Origin of the sequence: Ochrobactrum sp. MYb379, assembly GCF_037479515.1 — a bacterium.
Classification (GTDB): domain Bacteria; phylum Pseudomonadota; class Alphaproteobacteria; order Rhizobiales; family Rhizobiaceae; genus Brucella.
The window spans coordinates 1-19,910 of record NZ_JBBGYW010000006.1; the positions used below are offsets into that span (position 1 = coordinate 1).

Below are 19,910 nucleotides of genomic sequence, written 5' to 3' on the forward strand. Positions count from 1 at the left end.
GCACAGGATGTGACCGTCACGCAGACAGATGTTGCAGGCAATGTCTCGGATGCGGCTGTCGTTCCGGTTCCAGATACCCTGGCACCTGATGCGCCATTGGTTGAGGTTGCAGTTGGCGAAGACGGTGTCACGCTGACAATTACCGGTGAGCCTGGTGCAACGGCAACGATCACCGCAGCGGATGGTTCGCCACTTGGCACGGTTGTTCTGGATGGTGAGGGCGCAGGCTCGATCCTTCTTGAACCAAGCGACGCACAGGATGTGACCGTCACGCAGACAGATGTTGCAGGCAATGTCTCGGATGCGGCTGTCGTTCCGGTTCCAGACTCACTCGCACCACTCGCTCCGACCGTAACTGTGGGCGACGACGGTGTTACGCTGACAATAACCGGTGAGCCAAATGCAACGGCTACCATCTACAATGCTCAGGGCGGTGTTATTGCAACGGTTCCGCTGGGAGCAGGTGGTTCTGCAACATATGAACTAGCGCAGAGCAACGGTCAGAATGTGCTGGTTACCCAGACAGATGAAGCGGGTAATCAGTCGCAAGAAAGTTCCGCAACAGTTCCGGATACTCTGCCGCCATCTGCACCGTCAGAATTGAGTGTCAGCCCTGACGGCAATACGATCAGCGGTAAGGGTGAGCCTGAAGCCAAGGTTGTTATTCGTGATGCGGATAACAATATTGTTGGCGAGGGTAATGTCGGCAGCAACGGCAGTTTCCAGATCACCCTCAACCCACCACAACGCGACGGTGGACAGCTCTCTGCAACACTTGAGGATGCTGCTGAAAACGTCTCTGATTCTGCCGCTGCAACTGCGCCATTGATTGATCCAGCCAGCACGGCTCCAATCGTGGACAATGTGACCGCAGAAGTGAACATTTTGCCGACCGAAACCAGCGTTACTCATCCAAATGCAGCGTATGTTCTGCTGGTTGGGCTGCTTGGTGCGGATATAACGGTGTTGAGTGTCCCTGCCAGCAACTTCGTGGTTGCACAAGGTCATCAACAGAATCTGGAGTTCAGCTATTCGCAGCTGTTGGGTGTGGATGTGGCTTCCAATACAACAATTGTTGTTCAGAAGCTCATGCCAGATGGAACGTGGTCATCCGTGGATGGCACAGGTGATGCGACACTACTTAACTTGACGCTTCTGGGTAACAGTGCCCAAGCGAGTGCGCTTCTGGGCGAAGGTACGTATCGCGCCTTTGCCGCTTCACAAAGTCTGTTGAGTGTCGGGCTGATTGGCAATCTGCAGGTTTCGGGATCAGATCTGAACTATCTTCAGCCATCAGGTATTCAGGTTGAAGATATCGAGGGTAACGTCCTTGCCAATGACGGAACCGCTATCAGTTCTGGCCATCTCGTCACCAGCGTTACTGTCGAGGGAATACCTCACGCTGTTGCGCCGGGTGCTCAAGGAACAACAATCGAAGGTCAATATGGTAATCTGGTAATCCATCAGGATGGTTCATACACCTATACACCGAATGGAAGTCTGGAGAGCATTGGTAAGGTCGATCAGTTCACCTACACCAAATTTGATCCCCTGACAGGTACGAACACGTCAGCTGAACTGAACATCAGAATTGATAGTGATGGTCAGGGTCTGGTCTGGGATAACAATAACTTCGCAGAGGATGCGACATACGACTTCGTCGCGACCAACGACACTGATACGGCCGGAATAATCTGGGCCAATGTGGTGAACAACGCCTTCTTTAATCAGACCCAAGGTTTGGGCGCTGCTTTGGGCATACCACAATCGTCCAACAGCAACACGTTCACTATTGGCAGTGATATGGATGCCTTTGGTACGGTGAGCGTATCGGTAACTGTGGCGGCAGCTGCCAACGGTACAGTGGTTATCCAGCAATTCGTTGGTGGCTCCTGGCAGAATGTAGGTATACCAGAAACATTCTCGATGACCGTCGGCTTGCTGGGTGTTGTGAAGACAATCGATATCGGTAGTCTCAATCTGGGAGCCGGACAATACCGCGTTCACACGACACTGACAGGTGTGTTGGGCACGGTGAATACGGTTACGGATGTCAATGTCTTGTATCCTGATCAGCACATTATCCAGAACAATCCGGGCACGACTGGCAATCTGTTCGACAATGATGGCTCTCTGCCGGTCACTGCGAAATTGCAGGTGCAAGGTTCTGGTGGTTTTGTAAATGTTCTTGCAACGGGAACGGTTGTTGCTGGAACCTATGGTGACCTGACGATCTACAGTAACGGTTCCTACAAGTATCAGCCGCACTCAAATATAAGCTACGCTGATCGCGAAGCATCGGAAAGCTTTACTTATAAGATCGTTCTGCCCAATGGTCACGAATCGACTGCACAACTGACTGTCGATCTTGAAGAAATGGGTCAAATATCACTTGCGCGTTTCGCAGAAGATCCCGTGCATGACGATAGTGTCGCCGCAGCTGATCATGAAAATGCGGCCACTACGGCTGAACACAACGACGACACCAATACTCATACGGATAGTCAAACGGACGATAATCTGTTGGCTGCTCATACTGTAACCGATGAAGGAAGCAGTGACGCAGACGGAGCAGATGATAGCGACAGTGATGTCGTTCCGATTGGAGATCTTAGTGAAGTCGCAGAAGCAGGTTCCGCAAGTGAACATGCTGCTGAAAACGGTCTGACGGAAGGCGTGTTCCTTGATGAGGGTAGCGGTGATGTACCACTGCCATCCGGTGAAGACCAAACCTCGGATCAAGACAGTTTTGTTTCGGCTAACGCGATGAATGGCAGCAGTGCTGATGTGGGTGAGAATGCGGATGCATTTGATGATCCACTCAGCCATCTGGTCCCTGATCCGCTCACGCAGGAGGATGATCTTCACACGACACACGCGGTTTGATCCGCCGAGATTTCCTTTCGCCGCCGAGGCCAGGGCGGCGAAGGTCAGATCATGAAATACCGGCCTGTGCCGGTCATAACGGATACTCGATGCGAAAATTCCAGGTTTTAAGACGTTTCGCGACAATATCGATGATTTCATGCATTTTGGCTGCGTGCCAAATGTCTGCAAACAATCTCGCTTTGACAAATGATAACCTGTCTCAGTCAAAGAAGACCGAAGCCCCGCGGCCCCTGTCAACTGCTGGTTACGCCCCCGTACCAGCGGTTGATAGGAGTGCTGTGACGAGTGCCACGTCTCCCAAGTCGGCGGCCAGGTTGCCGGATAGTGGTTCCCTTACGATGGAAACCGCTGTCCGGCGGGCGCTGGGTTGGCACCCTGCCGTTGACGAAGCGTCTGGCAGGATTTTGGCCTCGGATGAACGCATACGCGCAGCTCAGGCGGGTTATTATCCGAAGCTGCAAGCGGGTGTAAATTCAGGCTATCAAAGCAACAACACAAATGGATGGCGACCGCAGTTTAATGTTGGCGCGTCGCAAATGCTTTATGATTTTGGCAAAGTATCGAGTGCGGTCGATACGGAACGTGCGGGTAAGGCTATCAACCACGCGCGTTTGCTTCTCACGGTCGATAATCTCGCACGCGATACCGCCAATGCAATTGTTGAGGTGCAGCGCTATCGTACGCTGTCGTCCTATGCACAGGCGCAGGTTGACGGCGTCAAAAAAATCGCAGGTCTTGTGAATGAACGCACGGATAAAGGCGCGAGCACCATGTCTGACAAGGTGCAGGCAGATGCGCGTGTTGAATCGGCACTCGCAACCCAACTCCAATATCAATCGGAGCTGAGCCGCTGGCAGGTTGCACTTTCCGCGCTCATTGGTGGTGGCTCGCCAAACCCCGCTGCATCTGTTCCGTCATGGCTTGGAAATTCTTGTAGCATAGCCGCACCCGATTGGGAGCAGGTGCCAGCGATGCTTGAGGCGCAAGCTGCACGCGAAGAAGCCAAAGCGCAGCTCGCGGCAAGCCGCGCCGATGGCTTGCCCACAGTCTCGCTTGAAGCGACAACCGGCTATGATCTGAATGCTTCACGCGACGATACACGCAGCAACGACCGGCAACCTGAATATTCAGTCGGCGTGAATGTATCTTCCAGCCTCTATAATGGTGGCCAGACAGGCGCACGTAAACGCGCCGCCGCTTACGCTTTGCAATCGGCCGAGGCAGCAATCAGCACGGCGCGCTTCGACGTTCAGCGTAATCTTATGGAGTCGCGCAGCCAGATTGGTACGTTGAACCGGCTCATGAGTTCGCTAGAAACGCGCGCCAATATGATGGTTAAAACCCGTGATCTTTATCGCGAACAATATGTCGAGCTTGGCACACGAACCCTGCTTGATTTGCTGAATGCCGAACAGGAACTGCATGAAGCACGGTTCCAAACAGCCAATACGGTTCATGACATCCGTCGTCTGGATATCAACTGTCTCTACAGTTCCGGTAAGACGCGGCAAAGCTTCGGTCTTAATGCATCCATGTTGCGGGAAGGCGGAGGTACACTATGAGGCATGACGAAAACCCTCCCGGCTTTGATGGTGTTGATCTGAATGAACCCGCTGAACGGTTGAAGAAGCCTGCGGGAAATTTGAGTTTCGATGCGGATGAGTGGCTTGAAGCGCTTGGACGCGTCGCGCAGCATTATCGCATTCCTATATCTCTGCAGGGCGCAAAGATTGCAGCGGCCGCAAGCATCAGCACGGACGAAAATTCAAAGATAAGCTCTATTGCGCGGCATGTCGGCCTCGGAATAAGGTTTGTTGATCCGGCGACGATCACACTCTCGACGTGGCATTTGCCTTTTGTTCTGAAGCTGAATGACGGGCAGCTCGCTGTCGTAAATACCCTGTCGAAAGATCGGGAAGTCAGCGCCTGGATGATTGGCGAGCAAGGTCTGGAGCAGCCTTTCAAACTGGATGTGCTTCTGGCCGAAACCGAAAAAATCATTCTCGCCCGCCCGTCGAAAACCGTTCCTGATGCGCGCGTCGATGCCTATATCAAGCCGTTTGAAGAGAATTGGCTGCGACGCATCCTGTTTCGCGACATGGGCTCTTACGGCCATGTCCTCGTCGCGTCACTGATCGCCAACACGCTTGGCCTTGCAGGCATTGTTTTTTCCATGCAAGTCTATGATCGCGTGGTACCTGCACAATCTTTTAATACGCTTTACGTTCTGTTTAGCGGTGTTCTGCTGGCCATTCTGTTTGATTTTCTTATGCGACGTGCGCGCATGGGCATCATCGATGTGTTGGGCAAACAGTCTGATTTGCAAATGTCGGATGTGGTTTTTGGTCATGCGCTTCGCGTTAAAAACCGCGCCAGACCAACATCGACCGGCTCGTTCATCGCTCAGCTTCGCGATACGGAGCAAGTGCGTGAACTGCTGACATCGACGACTGTCGCAGCCCTTGCCGATCTGCCGTTCTTCTTCATGTTTCTCGTCATTTACTGGTTTTTGGCCGGATGGATGGTTGCCATTCCGCTGGGAGCTTTGGTTGCGCTGATTATACCCGGACTTTTGTTGCAACGTCGGTTGAGGATTTATGCCAATCAGGCCATGCGCGAAGCATCGCTGCGCAATGCCATGCTAGTGGAAACCGTGCAGGGGATCGAAGACATAAAAGGTCTTCAGGCCGAGGACCACTTTCAGCAGCAGTGGAACCATTTTAATGCCGTAACAGGCGAAGCGCAGATCAGATTGCGTGCGCTTACAAACAGTCTCAGCGTCTGGACACAAAACGTTCAGGCTGGTGTGTACGCTTTGACGGTCTTTGCAGGTGCGCCGCTGATTATTGCAGGCGACATGACCACGGGTGCGTTGGTTGGCGCATCAATTCTCGGGTCGCGCATGCTGGCACCGATGGGGCAACTTTCGCAAATTCTGGGTCGGCTGCAGCACGCACGTATTGCCAAAAAAGGTCTTGATCAGCTGATGCAGATGCCGGTTGATCATCCTGACACGGAAACGCGAATTCATTGCCCAAAAATCAACGGTTCTTTCCAGCTGAAAAGCGCGCTGTTTCGGTACGGTGATGAGAGCTCTCCGCCAGTGTTGCTCGTTAAAGACCTGAAAGTTGAGCAGGGCGAATGTATCGCTGTTCTCGGTCGCAATGGTGCGGGTAAATCCACGCTTCTGATGGCCATGTCCGGATTGCTGGATGCATCTGACGGCGAGGTTTTGCTCGATGATTTATCTCTGCCCCAAATTGATCCCGCAGATGTTAGGCGCGATGTTGGTCTGCTGACCCAGAATTCGCGACTGTTTTTCGGTTCGCTGCGCGAAAACATCACCATGGGCGCACCGGACGCATCGGATGCTGAAATCCAGCGTGTACTGATTATGGTCGGTGCCGACAGTTTTGTGCGTAAGCTGCCGAAAGGTCTTGAACATCTGGTGCAGGAAGGGGGTGGCGGTCTTTCCGGCGGTCAGAAACAAGCAATTCTTCTGGCGCGTCTTCTTATCCGTGATCCGTCGGTAATTCTGCTCGATGAACCTACATCGACAATGGATGAGGCGACAGAACGCCATTTCATCCAGCAGTTTGCCAAGTGGAGTGCGGGACGCACGGTGATTATCGCAACCCACCGAATGCGTGTCCTTGAATTGGTGCAGCGCCTCATTGTGATTGAGAACGGTCAGGTTGCTCTGGACGATAGCAAAGAGCGGGGACTGCAAACCCTGCGTGGGATGAGCAAAGTGGAACCGACAAAGACGATATAACCCGGAGAGAATATATGGCGGCCGTGGGCGGAGACTTTGGAGCCTGGGTTAATGGAAGCGACCAGGGGCAGCGGCTTAAACGGTCGAAGCGCTTTGTGCGGCTGGTCTTTGTCTTTTTCGCAGTTCTCATCGGCTGGTCTTATCTGGCCTTGCTGGACGAGGTTTCAACAGGAACCGGCAAGGTCGTGCCAACCTCTCAGGAGCAGGTTATTCAGTCGCTTGAGGGTGGTGTTGTCGCCAAGCTTATGGTGCGTCAGGACGATGTTGTCGAACCGGGACAGATACTTGCCCAGCTTGATCCCACAGTGACAGAATCGAGTGTTCAGGAAAGTTCTGCAAAATATCGTGCTGCACTTGCAAGTTCTGCACGCCTTAACGCTGAAGTTAGCCAGACTGAACTGCTGTTTTCAACCGAACTGGATGCGTTTCCAGCGCTTGTCGCATCAGAGACAAGGCTGTTTGAAGCGCGCAAGCAAAGCTTGAAAGAGGCGCTGCAATGGATCGCTGAATCAAAACAGCTGGTGCAGGATGAGCTGAATATCAGTCAGTCCTTGAGTAAAATGGGTGCAGCAAGCAATGTTGAAGTGATCCGCCTGAAGCGACAGTTAGTTGAGTTGCAGCTCAAAGAAACAGAGATCAAATCTGATTATATTGTGCAAGCGCGCGAGGAGCTGGCAAAAGCAAATGCCGAAGTGGATTCGCTGTCATCTGTGATCCGTGGTCGTTCCGATTCCCTTGCACGTATGACGCTGCGCTCGCCGGTGCGCGGTATCGTCAAGAATATTGAGGTGGCAACAATAGGCGGCGTCGTGCCGCCCAATGGCAAGCTGATGGTGATCGTGCCACTTGATGAGCAGTTGCTGATCGAAACGCGGGTTTTGCCGCGTGATATTGCCTATATTCACCCCGATCAGCGCGCGACTGTGAAAATCACAGCCTATGATTATGCGATTTATGGAGCGCTTGAAGGTAAGGTCGTGAGCATTTCTGCGGATACTATTCAGGACGAAATCAAGCCTGAGGAGTATTACTATCGTGTGTTCATCAAGACGGAAACAGATGCGCTTATGAACAAGAATGATCAGCGCTTCCCAATCGTTCCGGGCATGATTGCCACGGTAGATATTCACACTGGCGCCAAAACAGTCTTCGAGTATCTGATCAAGCCGTTTAACAGAGCCAGCGAAGCGTTGCGGGAGCGATAAGGCTCAGATGTCAGGAAACTCTTATCGTTAGAAATTGGTATTGATAGATCAAATAGAGATGTAATAAAAACTCATTAATCGGAAATAGCATGTCGCAAAAAATGAAAGCATTATTTGATCAAATTGAAGAACAGGTCAGAGATGGAGTAAAGGCGTCGATAAGACGAGAGAATCTTGATTGTGTTGTACTTTTTATCTCTTTTACAGATGCTAAACAACGCGCTGAGACACATACGTTTCGCGCGACCAATTTTCGTGATTGCTGGAAAGCGGCCATCGAGAAGACAGTTCAATTGGTTGGTAAAAGCGATGCAGTAAGATGGCTCCGTGTTGATTGGTTGGAAAACGTGGAGACGCTTAGTTGGAAAGCGCTCCAAAAGGACCTAAACAACACGAAGCGCAATTACTATCGCTACGGCTTATCACTGGATAAGCAATTTCGACACGCATTTTTAGAAACGGAACTGAATGCGAATGCCATGCTTTACGGGGGCGGGCAAATTCAACATGCAGTGATTAACACCAATAATTTTCTTCGATACGCAAAGATCCGCCACAGCTTGTCCAATGTCAGTATGAATGCCGATGACATCGTCTACAAGTTTTCGACACAAGCGGTATTCATCGACTGCGAGGAAAACACCGTTCACTTGATCTCAGGCGCAGGAAGAACGACTGGGCGTCGAACGATCGAGCGAATGTCAAAAGATGATATTTATGGACTTATTGATAGGGGAAGCAAGTTTCTTTCAACACAGGTCGACCAATCAGGCCGTTTCATTTACGGGTGGCACCCTTGTTTTGATCGCCCCATAAAGGCCTACAATAGCCTTAGGCATGCCAGCACTTTATATGCGATGATTGAAGCATGGTCTGTTACGCGAGATCCATTGCTTGGAGATGCGATCGAAAGAGCTATCGCTTATCTCACAGAAGAATTGATTAAGGTGGTGATTCATCAAAAGCATGATCTTGCATTTTTGGTTGATGAGAACGCTGAAATAAAGCTTGGAGGAAACGCGGTCTGTTTATTGGCGCTGGTTAAGTACAGTGAAGTGTTAATGACTGATCGATACCATGATATTCTCAATAAGCTTGCATGCGGAATATTATATATGCAGGATGAGGATGCTGGAAAATTTACTCATGTTCTGAATTATCCGGAACTAACAGTAAAATCAGATTTTCGCATAATATACTATGATGGAGAAGCAGCGTTTGGCTTGATGAAGCTTTATTCTCTCACAGGAGATGAACGTTGGATAAATGCCGTTGAAAAAAGTTTTAATTATTTTATCGCAGCCGAGCATTGGAAGGCCCACGATCATTGGCTCTCTTATGCGGTTAACGAAATTACGCGTTACAGGCCAAAGAGCGAATACTTTGTTTTCGGGCTAAACAACTTTAAAGACTATTTAGATTTTGTTGAAAATAGGATCACAACATTTCCAACTCTGTTAGAATTGATGATGGCCGCACAGGAAATGATATTGCGATTACAAACGTCCACGAAACACTCACATTTATTGGAAAGTTTGGACTTAGATAGGTTTTATCGCGCGTTGGAAGCCCGCGCCCATCATCTGCTAAATGGTCACTTCTGGCCGGAACTAGCTATGTTTTACGCAAATCCCTGGAAGATTAAGGGAAGCTTTTTTATTCGCCATCATGCATTTCGCATCCGCATAGATGATGTTGAGCATTACTTATCTGGCTTGGTAGCATTCCTGCATTACAGAAACTCAGCAGCAGCGCCAATCAACCCACCAAAAGATATTCAGAATGGGCGATATGCACATGATTTCGAAATCACCTGAAACCGTATGGATATCATGGGGTGGTGATGTAAACGTTGGACGGCGGTTCCATTATGCTTATCAAGAAAATAGAGAAAATTTTTCTCTTGGTAGCATTTCTGCCCTCCAAAGGTCAGATTTGAATATCGCTAATTTAGAGTGTGTAATCGCAACGCATGGACAAGAAGGGCTGAACAAGGGAGAAAGGGCTTCCTATTACTATCGCGCACGTCCCGAAATGCTCTCTGCCTTAAGAAAGGCGAACATACAACTGGTCGCGACGGCAAATAATCATAGTGGTGATTATGGCTCTGTCGCGTTAATGGAGCAAGCACAGTGGTTGAAAGCATCTGGGATTGATCATGCTGGGTCGGGTTCCACTCTCAAAGAGGCTTTCACACCTGTTATTCGCAGGGTGAAGGGCGTCACCATCGCATTTTTTGCGATTGATTCAACCCAAAGAAGTTTTGCTGCAACAGAGTTCGCGGCAGGGCATGCTTTTCTTGACATCAATAAACCAGATGTTTGGTATTCTTGCCTTAAACCGCTGATTGCCAAGGCGCGGCAGGTTGCGGACGTTGTTTTGGTAGCAATCCACTGGGGCGCAAATAATGAGCATTACCCTTCCCGTAGTGAGATCTCTGTCGGTCACGCAGTAGTTGACGCTGGTGCGGATGCCATACTTGGTTCTTCCGCGCATGTCTTACAGGGTATCGAGATATACAAAGGTCGGCCAATCATACATGATGCTGGTGATTTGTTGTTTGATGCAATTAGGAGAAGTGACAAAGATACGGCGATTTTCACACTCGAGGTTAGTCGATTAGGCGTAAAAAAAATATACTTCACTCCCCTTGAGATAGGATTTTGCACGACAACGAATTTGGATGAAATATCATCGCGTAATGCCACCCGGCGTTATATGAAAAAGTGCGAAGAGTTTGGCACCAGCTTGCACGTTATGGATAATGGCGCCGGTGTGATTGATTTGCATCCACCCATTCGACCCATCTTACAACAGGGGGGAACTACTGATTTCATTTCAGAGAAACCTCACCAGCAGCCACTTCATTCGCCACAATCCGCTTGTATTGTTGATGCAGTTCCAGAAGACATAAAGCTTTCGACACCAGTAAAACTCGGCCCTCTGGAATTGGTGGGGGTTCGGATTAGTCCTGAAATATTGGTCAGCCGTGCTTTAATGTGGGTTGAATCCTACTGGGTTTTGTCTGAGGCTACCACACAAGACTGGCGATTGGATTTCATAGCCGAAAATAGTGATGGCGTGGGTGTCGGGCGATGGGGCGCGTCTTGCGATCATGACCCCTGTGACTGGATGTGGCCGACAAGTCGCTGGTCCAAAGGCACGATCTATCGTGACCTCTATGCCTTACGCCCCCCTCTCGTCAAAAAATGGCGGGACGATGTCTTAAGTCTTTTTGTGGGTCTTAGATCTAAAGACGGGGTCATTGATCGAAAAAAGCTTCCAATTGAAGTACCGTTTGCTCTGTCACCAACTGAAGCTTTTGCCGTACTCAGGGCAAACGTTCCCACTTATAAATTGGCGACAGACAAAAAGATATCGCAATTGCCAAAAGTATTATGGGATGCAAACCAAATTGAACAAATCACGGGTGGAAAATGGATTACGGCTCCGCCGCCTCATTGGTACGTCGGTTCAATCTCACATAAGTCGAATATGATATTCAATGAGGATATGCCTGAACCCCGAATGTTTGTGGCTACAGATACTAAGATTGTTGCCCGTCACGAATTGTATTCGAAACTTTCCGGAAAGTATTGGGATTCGCATCAACGGCTGGTGAAAATTCAGCATCGTCTCGCAGGTACAATCATAGCGCGCCCATTGCCGGCCCTTTGCCCGTCATTGCCTGCGCTTCAAGTCGATGATCCCCTTCATGCGTTGATGCAGTTGGGTATAGCAGGTCGTCAGCGACTGCGGGGAAAAGTCGTTGCCGTTACGGGGAGTGCAGGGAAGTCAACTTTTAGTGCCATGCTGGCGCACGCTATGTCGTTTGATCGAAGTGTGAGTTCCAACGCGGGAACAAATTATAATTCCCGGGTCGGACTGCTTCATCTTTTAGCGAATACTTATGAACATACCGATCTCGTGGTAATGGAAGCCGCAGTAAGCGCCATTAATGCCCCCAATTTTCAGAATATCAAACTAGCTAGGCCAGATATCGCCGTAATCACAAACATCGCGCCATCCCATCTGCCACCCGGAAAAGACCTGAATTATATCGCTCGAAGAAAAGCTAATATTTTTATGGGTGTCCAGCCTAAGGGTTGGGCCGTAATCTTTCGGGAAACGCATTGTTTTGAATTGTTAAGAAGTAAAGCGGTTGAGCGTGGTCTTAATATAGTGACCTATGGTGAATCACTTGATGCTGACTTTCAGATCTTAAAATTTGACCCGGAATTGAATGCCATAACTGCGCGAACAATTGAAGGTCGTATTGTTGAATATGCAATGACAGCTCGAGGCCTGCATATGGCAATCAACAGCTTAGCCTGTCTGGCTGTTCGGAGTATTCTAGGACTAGAAATTGATGATTTTATTGAGAAATTGAGTACGTTTAATTCGCTTTCGGGACGAGGCGAGAATATTAGCATCCATTTTAACGGCAAATTGATAAATATTATCGATGAATCTTACAACTCCAACCCCCTCTCAATGGAATATGCTCTTTCGATATTTAATACACTTCCAAAACATTCACGCAAGATCCTCATACTTGGAGATATGCTGGAACTTGGCGATAATTCAATTAAATATCATGAAGATTTAGCTTTGCGTGTGGCTGCTTTAAAACCAGACTGCGTTCTTGCATGTGGAGCCTTAATGAAGTTTTTTTGGAATGCACTAGAGGGTATTTTGGAAACAAGTCCCTTCGGCAAATGGTACCAAAACGTTGAAATACTCCAAGCCGAATTGGGCAGTGGCTTTCAGATGGCGATAATGTGCTTATTAAGGGATCAAATTCAGTCGGGCTGGGGAAACTGGTAAAATCGCTACAGAATAACGATATTATTTTTTCTACGTCGACATAATCCATAATGATTTTGTCATGCTTCCCATAAAAGATAACTGCTGCCGTTAGATATTGAACCTAAATGATTAGTGGCAGCCACAAGAATGAAGATAGGCCTGACCAATTCAATGAAGGCTAGCATGCAGGTTACAGCGTAAGCGTTCGCTGCGTTGCGCATGTTTCTTAGCTTGACGTATTAAAGCTCCATGGGAGCAGATCATCAAGGCAGCTTTGGGGATGTCCGGCTGCGATTGCAGTGAGTGTTGCTTTGAGATATGCAAAGGGTTCGACATCGTTGATTTTGCAAGTTTCGATCAGCGAAGCGATGCGGCCCCAAGCGATGCCGCCTTCGTCGAGACCTGCAAAGAGCGCATTCCTGCGATTAAGAGCGATAGGCCGGATGAGGTTTTAACCGTGTTGGGTCGATCTCTACGCGACCATCCGTTAAGAAGGTTTGCAGACCTTCCCATTGGTTATGGATATAGGTGAGCTTTTCTCCCAGACGGGATATGGCGGATACCTTGCAACGCTGTGTCTGAGGCCATTTTTGATCCCTGTCATAACCAACCAAGGATAGGGCGGGTTCTCGTGGCGCGTGGCAGAGACGCCAGCGACATTCCGCTATTTTCAACCTTTGGGCCAGATCAGCTTAACAGGTTTGAAGTCTGGACCGAAGAATACAAAGGCCTCCCTTCAAATATCAGCAATCGCATCCGCCCATTGCGTTTAACAACTGCGCGCTATGGGCCAGCTGGGCGATCCCCGCATAATTTGGGCGTGAGCCAATTTAGTAAAACTCTTATTTGAAAATGTGACATTTATCCTCAACCGTATCGTTGATTAGATTTTCCAGGTTTGTTGGTGCTTATCATCATGTTCTCCCTGCGTCTCGTCTGGCAATTCATGGTAGGGCGTGATGCGAGGTTGGGTTCCGTTCTATTAATGACGCACTCCGGGTCTCAACGCTGATTTCAGAGTGCTGGACTTCGAAATTGAAAACTCCCTTGGAACCAATTTTAGCGATGATCGTTGTTAAAATGAAGTTACAAAAACATAGTTTACGGAGATAGTTAAAATGAGCAGTACCTCAGATAAGGTATCCGGAAAGGCTAACGAACTCGCTGGTAAAGCTAAGCAATCAATCGGCAAAGCCATTGATAACAAAGAGATGCAAGCCAAAGGTCTGGCTCAGGAAGCCAAGGGCGATGCACAGCAGGCCAAGGGTAAGGCCAAAGATGCCGTAAAAAGCGTTATCGATAAAGCCTGATAGATTGCGCATTTTATGAAAAGCTCATTGCTTTAAGCAGTGAGCTTTCTGCGTATCGTGGTAAACACGGTATCTGGTTTGCCTTGTCGATAGGGGCTGTTATATTTATTAAAGCCTAACAATATTTTCCTTAGGCAACACTCTTTTCAGATGCTTTGCCATTTTAAATGCCAGCTCTACTTATCAATTTTCACAATAGGAACACGAATGAGCAAGAGGTATGATGCAGCGCGGTCTTGGACGTGGTAACCACTCTTTAGCTGTAGCGCAGGAACAATCGCGGCTTCCTGCACTAGCAGCTGTCGCCGCAGTCGTTGCTATTCTCTATTTTGCTCAAGACGTTTTCCTGCCACTAGCCATTGCTGTGCTCTTAACCTTCATGCTGGCGCCGATTGTCGCTTATCTCAGACGTATCGGTTTGCCGCGTTTGTTTGCCATTATCACCAGCGTTACGGGCGGGTTTCTGATTATTGGATTGTTTGGCGCAATCTTGGCATTTCAAGTCAATGAAGTTGGTCAGAACATCGCGACTTATCAATACAATATCATCGAGAAAATTCGTACGCTTAAAGAAACTGGGACCGATAATGGTCTGCTTAATCGGCTGAACAGCTTTGCGGAACGTATTGGTGCGGAAATCAGTCAGGACGAGGGACAAACTGTCGATAAGGCCGTCTCAGGACAGCCCCAGCGAAAGCCGATTCTCGTAGAAATATTTTCACAGCGAAATCCGATTCAAACGCTTGAAACAATCGTGGGGCCGCTTATCGGGCCGCTTGCGACTATGGGGCTCGTTATTGTGGTGGTGGTCTTCATGCTTCTCGAGAGAGAAGAATTACGAGATCGGTTTATCCGTCTGGTGGGTCATGGGGATCTTCATCGAACCACCTCAGCTTTGCAGGAGGCGGGTACGCGTGTGGGGCGCTATCTCCTCACACAGCTGGTCGTAAATATCAGTTATGGCGTGCCGTTGGGCATTGGGCTTTGGATTTTAGGTGTACCGAACGCACTTTTATGGGGCATGCTGGCAATAGTTTTACGATTTGCGCCATATATTGGTCCGGTTATCGCAGCGATAATGCCACTCTTTCTGGCATTTGCGATAGCACCCGGATGGGATCTTGTTTTATGGACCATCGCACTTTTCGTTTTGCTTGAACTCATCAGTAACAATGTAATTGAGCCGTGGCTCTATGGATCGCGGACCGGCCTGTCACCTTTAGCAATTATCGTTTCTGCAATTTTCTGGACATGGTTATGGGGTCCGATTGGATTGATACTCTCAACCCCACTGACCGTATGTTTGGTCGTTCTGGGGCGCTATGTTCCGCAGTTTCGCTTTCTTGAAATTCTTTTTGGATCGGAGCCGGTACTCAATCCCGAAGAGAGGCTTTATCAACGACTTCTGGCTGGTGATCCTAATGAGGCCACCGACAACGCGCTTGAATTATTATCAGACCAATTTTTAGTAGAATATTACGGCAATGTAGCCATTCCAGCGCTGCTAATTGCAGAACAGGATCGCATTCGCGGCGTTCTCAGTGACACACAGCTACAACAGATTTCACAGAGTTCCAGAATGCTGGTCGCAAATCTCAAACAAATAGCCGATGAAGAAGAGGATAATGAAGAAACTGTCTCTGTTGATGCAATATCAGACACTGAAGATGGCGAAATGTTGCAAATCCCCTCAGGTGAAAACAAATCTATAATTTGTGTAGGCGGTCGTGGTCCTTTGGATGATATTACGGCTGCGATGCTGGCGCAGGTTTTGTCGGTTCAGGCAGCGCAAACCAAGGTGATTGATCAGGAGCAAACTCAACCCAGTCAATTGCGCAAGGAAGACATTGCAGGTGCCACTGCGATTGTTCTTTGCGTGCTGGACTTATCCTCCGCACATCGCGCCAAGTTTACTCTACGGCGTTTGAGACGTCTCAATCCAGCGGCCCGTATCGGACTGGCATTATGGCAGATAACCACGAACGAGACGCCATTTGATCGCAAGAAATTGCAACAAGAAAGCCAGGCTGATTTTCTGGCACTCAACCTCGTGGAAGCTGCAATCGAGTGTCTTTCCGATACCAAGCCAGAAGTATTTGAAAATCTACGACCCATAATCTTAAGAAAGCTGCCCGGTAAACGAAACGGGTAAGCTCTATTCATCAAGTTTAAAACTATCAAAATTAAAAATAACGATTATTGAGAGCACATCCCTTTCGATCAGATCTGTGCATTAATCATTGAATTCAACTTTATAATGAGCGATGAAATATCGATAGGTTTGCGGATAACTTCGATATGCCGGAAGCGTTCAGGAATGGATGACTGATCACTATATCCAGTCATGAAAATGAATGGAATTCCGCGTTCAGAAAGATACTCTGCGACAGTCTCTAACGTAATGGAGCCAAGATTGAAATCCAGGATCGCTATGTGCAATTTGAAAGTCGAAAGGGCAGCCATAGCCTCTTCGGCATCACTGACCAGTCTTATGTCCTGCGCACCCATTTCGCGCAGTGTGTCTTCCACGTCCATAGCGATAAGACTCTGATCTTCAACTACGAGAATGGAAGTGCCCTTCAGTTGAGGTTTTTCTGATATATATAATGGAGCCTCCCTGATCATCATGAGTTCTTCTGAACCAACATATGCTGCGGGAATTTGAAATGTTGCGTAGAGCCCATCGGACTTGTGTTCGATATGAACTTTTCCCGGTAAGTCATATTCAAATGAGCTTCTGATCAGCTTGGTTCCAAAGCCGGTGTTTGTCGGCTGTACAACGACAGGACCTTGGCTCTCCTGCCAGACAATCCTGCATTCTCCATTCGCTTCGAGATGCCAGCTAATATCCAACCGGCCATTGCTCGTGGAGAGTGCGCCATATTTTGCTGCATTGGTCATCATCTCATGTACAACAAGTGACAGTACACTGTAGGCGCGCTGATCCAGACTGAGAGCTTCACCTTTAAGGGAAACTTTGTCCGAACCTGCACTGTCGCGATAAAGATTAGCCTCGCTTTCAATCAGCGTCTTAATCAGCCCACTTTTCGTAATGTCGAGAGAGTGATCATGTGCGACTGCGAGTGCCCGAAGGCGTCCTTCCAGTGTGTGTGCATAGCCTTCGACATTCTGTGCCCCCATGCCTGTTTGTTTGGCGATAGATTTGACCAGAGAAAGAATGTTTTTAACCCGGTGATTTAGCTCGGCATTGAGAATACGGCGGCGCTGTTCTGTTCTCTGGCCCTTTTAAGAAGATGTAGGGTAGAGTGTTGATCCAGCGTATCGCCATGCTGAAACCACGTGTCATTCATCCATATCACAGCACCGTGACTGGAAACAAGTTTCGCAAATTCGGGCAATTGTCCAATGAGGTCTTCACGCATCGAACTATTCACGCCAAGTCGAGAAACGATGGTATCCAACTTGGCTCGCACATCGGCAGCAGCTTGCAGTGTTGCGTGGCGTTCGCAGGCGGCAATGTGAAGTGAAAAATACTGGCCGAACAATTCGGCACCAGTACGCAGCGGCAGAGGTGTCACTTTGGGTGCGTCATGATGGCATGCAATCAATCCCCAGAGTTCTCTATCCACGATTACGGATATAGAAAGCGAAGCTGCGACACCCATATTGTTCAGGTACTGACAATGAATTGGCGAAACACTTCGCAACTGCGCAAACGACATATCAACTGGTTCTTCACCCAGGCTCAGTGCAGGGGTCAACGCTACAGGGTTGGATGTCGTATCGGAAATCATCCGAATGGTATTGTTAATGTAGAGCCTGCGCGCCTGAACTGGAATATCACTTGCTGGAAAATGCTGTCCCATAAAGCTCGTTAATGATGCCGATTTCGCCTCAGCAATAACACGACCGGCGCCGTTATGAAGAAAGCGATAATCCATCACCCGATCATAACCGAGCATGGCACGCATGAGACGTGCGGCCGCTGTTGCCGCAAGATCAACGCTTTCCTCGCGTCCGAGCCTGTGAATGACTGAGCGCGTCAGATCCAGCTCTTGTCTTGCTGTCTGGCCACGATCATGGCAAGGTTCAAACTCGATAAAAGTCTTACCATTGTGTGAGTGAACGATGGCATCGAACAACGTTGGCCGTCCAGGAAATCCCAAGCCTATTAAGATTGAAGATAGACCTGGTTCTCTTGCTTTGGCGGCAGCATTGCGAAAATCATGCGCATTTTTCTCGCCGATGATCAATGAAATTTCCATTCCAGGGATCAAATCGCCACTATAGCCCGTTAATGAAGCAACATTGGAAGAGGCATACAGCAAGCGCTGGCTTACCGGATCAACAACAAGCATAAAACCATGTGTCTGTATTGAGCCCGGAATATGAATAGGTTCGCGATCGCAATTTGTGAGGTTAACCGGCTCAGATAGGGACATTACGAACGGCACACTTTCTCACGAAGTCAAATCAAACGGGTATTTGTCGAGGGGTCTGATAATAACAATGGTGAATTATTCGTTTGCAATGCACCACAAAGCTTGTCGATTGGCTTCTTTTCATTTCCGCTATCGGCAAATCCAAATTTCCAATCAGCTATATTCGTTATGTCTAAAAGTAACATATCAAACGGCAACCATCTGTCCACTTATGGACAGTTCCAGAGTGAATAAAGGAAACGCTTTCGATGAGCATTCAATCGATGCAAGATTTCTCAGATAACCTGCTGTTGATGATGCTCAGCGAGGAGGATCGGAAAAAATTGCTCCCCCATACAATTACCGCTGATCTGGAGGCACTTACTATTTTGCATAAAGCCGGTGACGATGTTGTAAATACATGGTTTCCTTGCGGACCCGCGATGGCCAGTTTTCAGAGATGGGTTGATGAGGACAACAGTGCCGTCGAAATTGCACTAATCGGCAGAGAAGGTGCAATAGGTGGCATCGTTTCAAATGGTAGCCTTCAAGCCTACGCAACAGCAATAGTGCGTAATTCCGGGCGGTTCTACAGGATTAAAACATCTGCTCTTGAGCAGGTCAAAATGGAATCGATAACTTTACGTCACTGGTTTGCGCGATACTCAGATTGCCTGATGGCGCAAGTCTTTCAAACGGCAGCCTGCAACGCAACCCACACAATTACCCAGCGAACGGCAAAATGGCTGCTGTCTGCATCTGCCAGAACAAACTCAGATCATTTTGAACTCACCCATGACCAGTTATCCGAAATGCTTGGTGTAGGACGAACGTTTGTAACAAGGACGATAGGGCAACTCCGCGCAGAAGGGGTTATTTCAACAAAGCGTGGTGTTGTTATCATTGAGGATGAGGCCGCTTTGCGTAAAAAGTCATGCGACTGCACCACAGCCATTGAAGATCATTACGATGCAGTGATGCACGGAATTTATTAGGGCCCATTCAAAGAGGTTTAAAACACTTCTCGGAAAAAATGTTCGTTAAGATAAGAGTTTAAAACGTAATCGGGGGCAAGCTCGTGACAATCAAGGAGGGTGGCACAGTTATTCTTCATACAAACGCTTAGCTCACGGAACCGATAACGTATTCATGCGTTTATTCAGTATCCAAACAATAAGTTTGAATATTGGAGAAACATCATGAAAATCAGCACCATAGCGCTAGTCGGCGCATGTTTTCTTGCGCCTTCTGTTGCCTTTGCTCAAACTTCGGCTCCCGATACGGGTTCGACGGCGAAAGAGACGCCGGCGGTTAGTACACCAAGCGATAAGAACCCCGACGCACCAGTGAAAGGCGAGAATAGCTTCACTGAGGATCAGGCAAAATCCCGAATTGAAGAAGCCGGATATAGTGGTGTCATGGATCTTAAGCTCGGGGAAGATGGGATTTGGAATGCCTCTGCAATGAAGGGGGCAGACAAGGTTCAGGTCCAGCTTGATTATCAGGGAAATGTAACCACGAAGGCAATGTAAAGCTCGTT

14 protein-coding genes and 1 pseudogene are annotated in these 19,910 nt (G+C 48.6%); 11 read left to right on the forward strand and 4 right to left on the reverse strand.

Going from position 1 to position 19,910, the window contains the following annotated elements:
- From WH356_RS14025 to WH356_RS14050, 6 genes are all read left to right on the forward strand, one after another.
- Nucleotides 1-2,886, forward strand: a 2,886-nt coding sequence (locus tag WH356_RS14025; protein ID WP_339511800.1) for a BapA/Bap/LapF family large adhesin, incomplete at its 5' end; no start/stop codon positions are given.
- 281 nt (nt 2,887-3,167) lie between these two features.
- Nucleotides 3,168-4,451, forward strand: coding sequence for a TolC family outer membrane protein (locus WH356_RS14030; protein WP_339511802.1), 1,284 nt, complete (start codon nt 3,168-3,170; stop codon nt 4,449-4,451).
- A complete protein-coding gene (locus WH356_RS14035; protein WP_339511804.1) occupies nt 4,448-6,664 on the forward strand; it encodes a type I secretion system permease/ATPase in 2,217 nt (738 codons plus the stop codon). Before WH356_RS14030 ends, WH356_RS14035 begins: the two co-directional genes overlap by 4 nt.
- A gap of 14 nt (nt 6,665-6,678) precedes the next feature.
- A complete protein-coding gene (locus WH356_RS14040; protein WP_339511806.1) occupies nt 6,679-7,869 on the forward strand; it encodes an HlyD family efflux transporter periplasmic adaptor subunit in 1,191 nt (396 codons plus the stop codon).
- A gap of 89 nt (nt 7,870-7,958) precedes the next feature.
- Nucleotides 7,959-9,686 carry a hypothetical protein gene (locus WH356_RS14045; RefSeq protein WP_339511808.1) on the forward strand — a complete coding sequence of 576 codons (1,728 nt, stop codon included), beginning with the start codon at nt 7,959-7,961 and terminating at the stop codon, nt 9,684-9,686.
- Entirely contained in the window at nt 9,652-12,696 is a 3,045-nt protein-coding gene (locus WH356_RS14050) for a CapA family protein (protein ID WP_339511810.1), read from the forward strand. Before WH356_RS14045 ends, WH356_RS14050 begins: the two co-directional genes overlap by 35 nt.
- A gap of 208 nt (nt 12,697-12,904) precedes the next feature.
- Here WH356_RS14050 and WH356_RS24075 read toward each other — a convergent pair whose 3' ends face one another.
- On the reverse strand, nt 12,905-13,123 hold the full coding sequence (locus WH356_RS24075; protein ID WP_421566294.1) for a transposase domain-containing protein: 219 nt from the start codon (nt 13,121-13,123) through the stop codon (nt 12,905-12,907).
- Nucleotides 13,104-13,352, reverse strand: coding sequence for an IS66 family transposase (locus WH356_RS24080; protein WP_445253672.1), 249 nt, complete (start codon nt 13,350-13,352; stop codon nt 13,104-13,106). The genes WH356_RS24075 and WH356_RS24080 overlap by 20 nt, the downstream gene beginning before the upstream one ends.
- Here WH356_RS24080 and WH356_RS14060 point away from each other — a divergent pair.
- From WH356_RS14060 to WH356_RS14070, 3 genes and pseudogenes are all read left to right on the forward strand, one after another.
- A pseudogene (locus tag WH356_RS14060) lies at nt 13,265-13,528 on the forward strand (transglutaminase family protein); the annotation flags it as partial. The gene WH356_RS24080 and the pseudogene WH356_RS14060 sit on opposite strands and share 88 nt — an antisense overlap.
- A gap of 268 nt (nt 13,529-13,796) precedes the next feature.
- On the forward strand, nt 13,797-13,988 hold the full coding sequence (locus WH356_RS14065) for a CsbD family protein (protein WP_310013936.1): 192 nt from the start codon (nt 13,797-13,799) through the stop codon (nt 13,986-13,988).
- A gap of 223 nt (nt 13,989-14,211) precedes the next feature.
- Nucleotides 14,212-16,140 carry an AI-2E family transporter gene (locus tag WH356_RS14070; protein ID WP_339512074.1) on the forward strand — a complete coding sequence of 643 codons (1,929 nt, stop codon included), beginning with the start codon at nt 14,212-14,214 and terminating at the stop codon, nt 16,138-16,140.
- 68 nt (nt 16,141-16,208) lie between these two features.
- Here the strand turns inward: WH356_RS14070 and WH356_RS14075 are convergent, their stop codons facing one another.
- The gene (locus WH356_RS14075) at nt 16,209-17,204 is read right to left on the reverse strand and encodes an HWE histidine kinase domain-containing protein (protein ID WP_339512076.1); all 996 of its coding nucleotides are present in this window, start codon (nt 17,202-17,204) and stop codon (nt 16,209-16,211) included.
- A complete protein-coding gene (locus tag WH356_RS14080) occupies nt 17,186-18,307 on the reverse strand; it encodes a GAF domain-containing protein (RefSeq protein ID WP_339511813.1) in 1,122 nt (373 codons plus the stop codon). Before WH356_RS14080 ends, WH356_RS14075 begins: the two co-directional genes overlap by 19 nt.
- Nucleotides 18,308-18,639: 332 nt before the next feature.
- On the opposite strand from WH356_RS14080, the gene WH356_RS14085 reads away from it, so the two are divergent.
- Nucleotides 18,640-19,365: a Crp/Fnr family transcriptional regulator gene (locus WH356_RS14085; protein ID WP_339511815.1), complete on the forward strand. Its 726-nt coding sequence runs from the start codon at nt 18,640-18,642 to the stop codon at nt 19,363-19,365.
- A 204-nt stretch (nt 19,366-19,569) separates the two neighbouring features.
- The gene (locus WH356_RS14090; RefSeq protein WP_339511817.1) at nt 19,570-19,902 is read left to right on the forward strand and encodes a PepSY domain-containing protein; all 333 of its coding nucleotides are present in this window, start codon (nt 19,570-19,572) and stop codon (nt 19,900-19,902) included.
- The last annotated feature ends 8 nt before the right edge of the window (nt 19,903-19,910 follow it).

Excerpts from the sequence above, each read along its gene's own strand:
- WH356_RS14035 (WP_339511804.1), top strand. The coding sequence starts at position 4,448 with ATGAGGCATGACGAAAACCCTCCCGGCTTTGATGGTGTTGATCTGAAT.
- WH356_RS14040 (WP_339511806.1), top strand. The coding sequence starts at position 6,679 with ATGGCGGCCGTGGGCGGAGACTTTGGAGCCTGGGTTAATGGAAGCGAC.
- WH356_RS14045 (WP_339511808.1), top strand. The coding sequence starts at position 7,959 with ATGTCGCAAAAAATGAAAGCATTATTTGATCAAATTGAAGAACAGGTC.
- WH356_RS14050 (WP_339511810.1), top strand. The coding sequence starts at position 9,652 with ATGGGCGATATGCACATGATTTCGAAATCACCTGAAACCGTATGGATA.
- WH356_RS14065 (WP_310013936.1), top strand. The coding sequence starts at position 13,797 with ATGAGCAGTACCTCAGATAAGGTATCCGGAAAGGCTAACGAACTCGCT.
- WH356_RS14070 (WP_339512074.1), top strand. The coding sequence starts at position 14,212 with ATGCAGCGCGGTCTTGGACGTGGTAACCACTCTTTAGCTGTAGCGCAG.
- WH356_RS14080 (WP_339511813.1), bottom strand. The coding sequence starts at position 18,307 with ATGCTTGTTGTTGATCCGGTAAGCCAGCGCTTGCTGTATGCCTCTTCC.
- WH356_RS14085 (WP_339511815.1), top strand. The coding sequence starts at position 18,640 with ATGAGCATTCAATCGATGCAAGATTTCTCAGATAACCTGCTGTTGATG.
- WH356_RS14090 (WP_339511817.1), top strand. The coding sequence starts at position 19,570 with ATGAAAATCAGCACCATAGCGCTAGTCGGCGCATGTTTTCTTGCGCCT.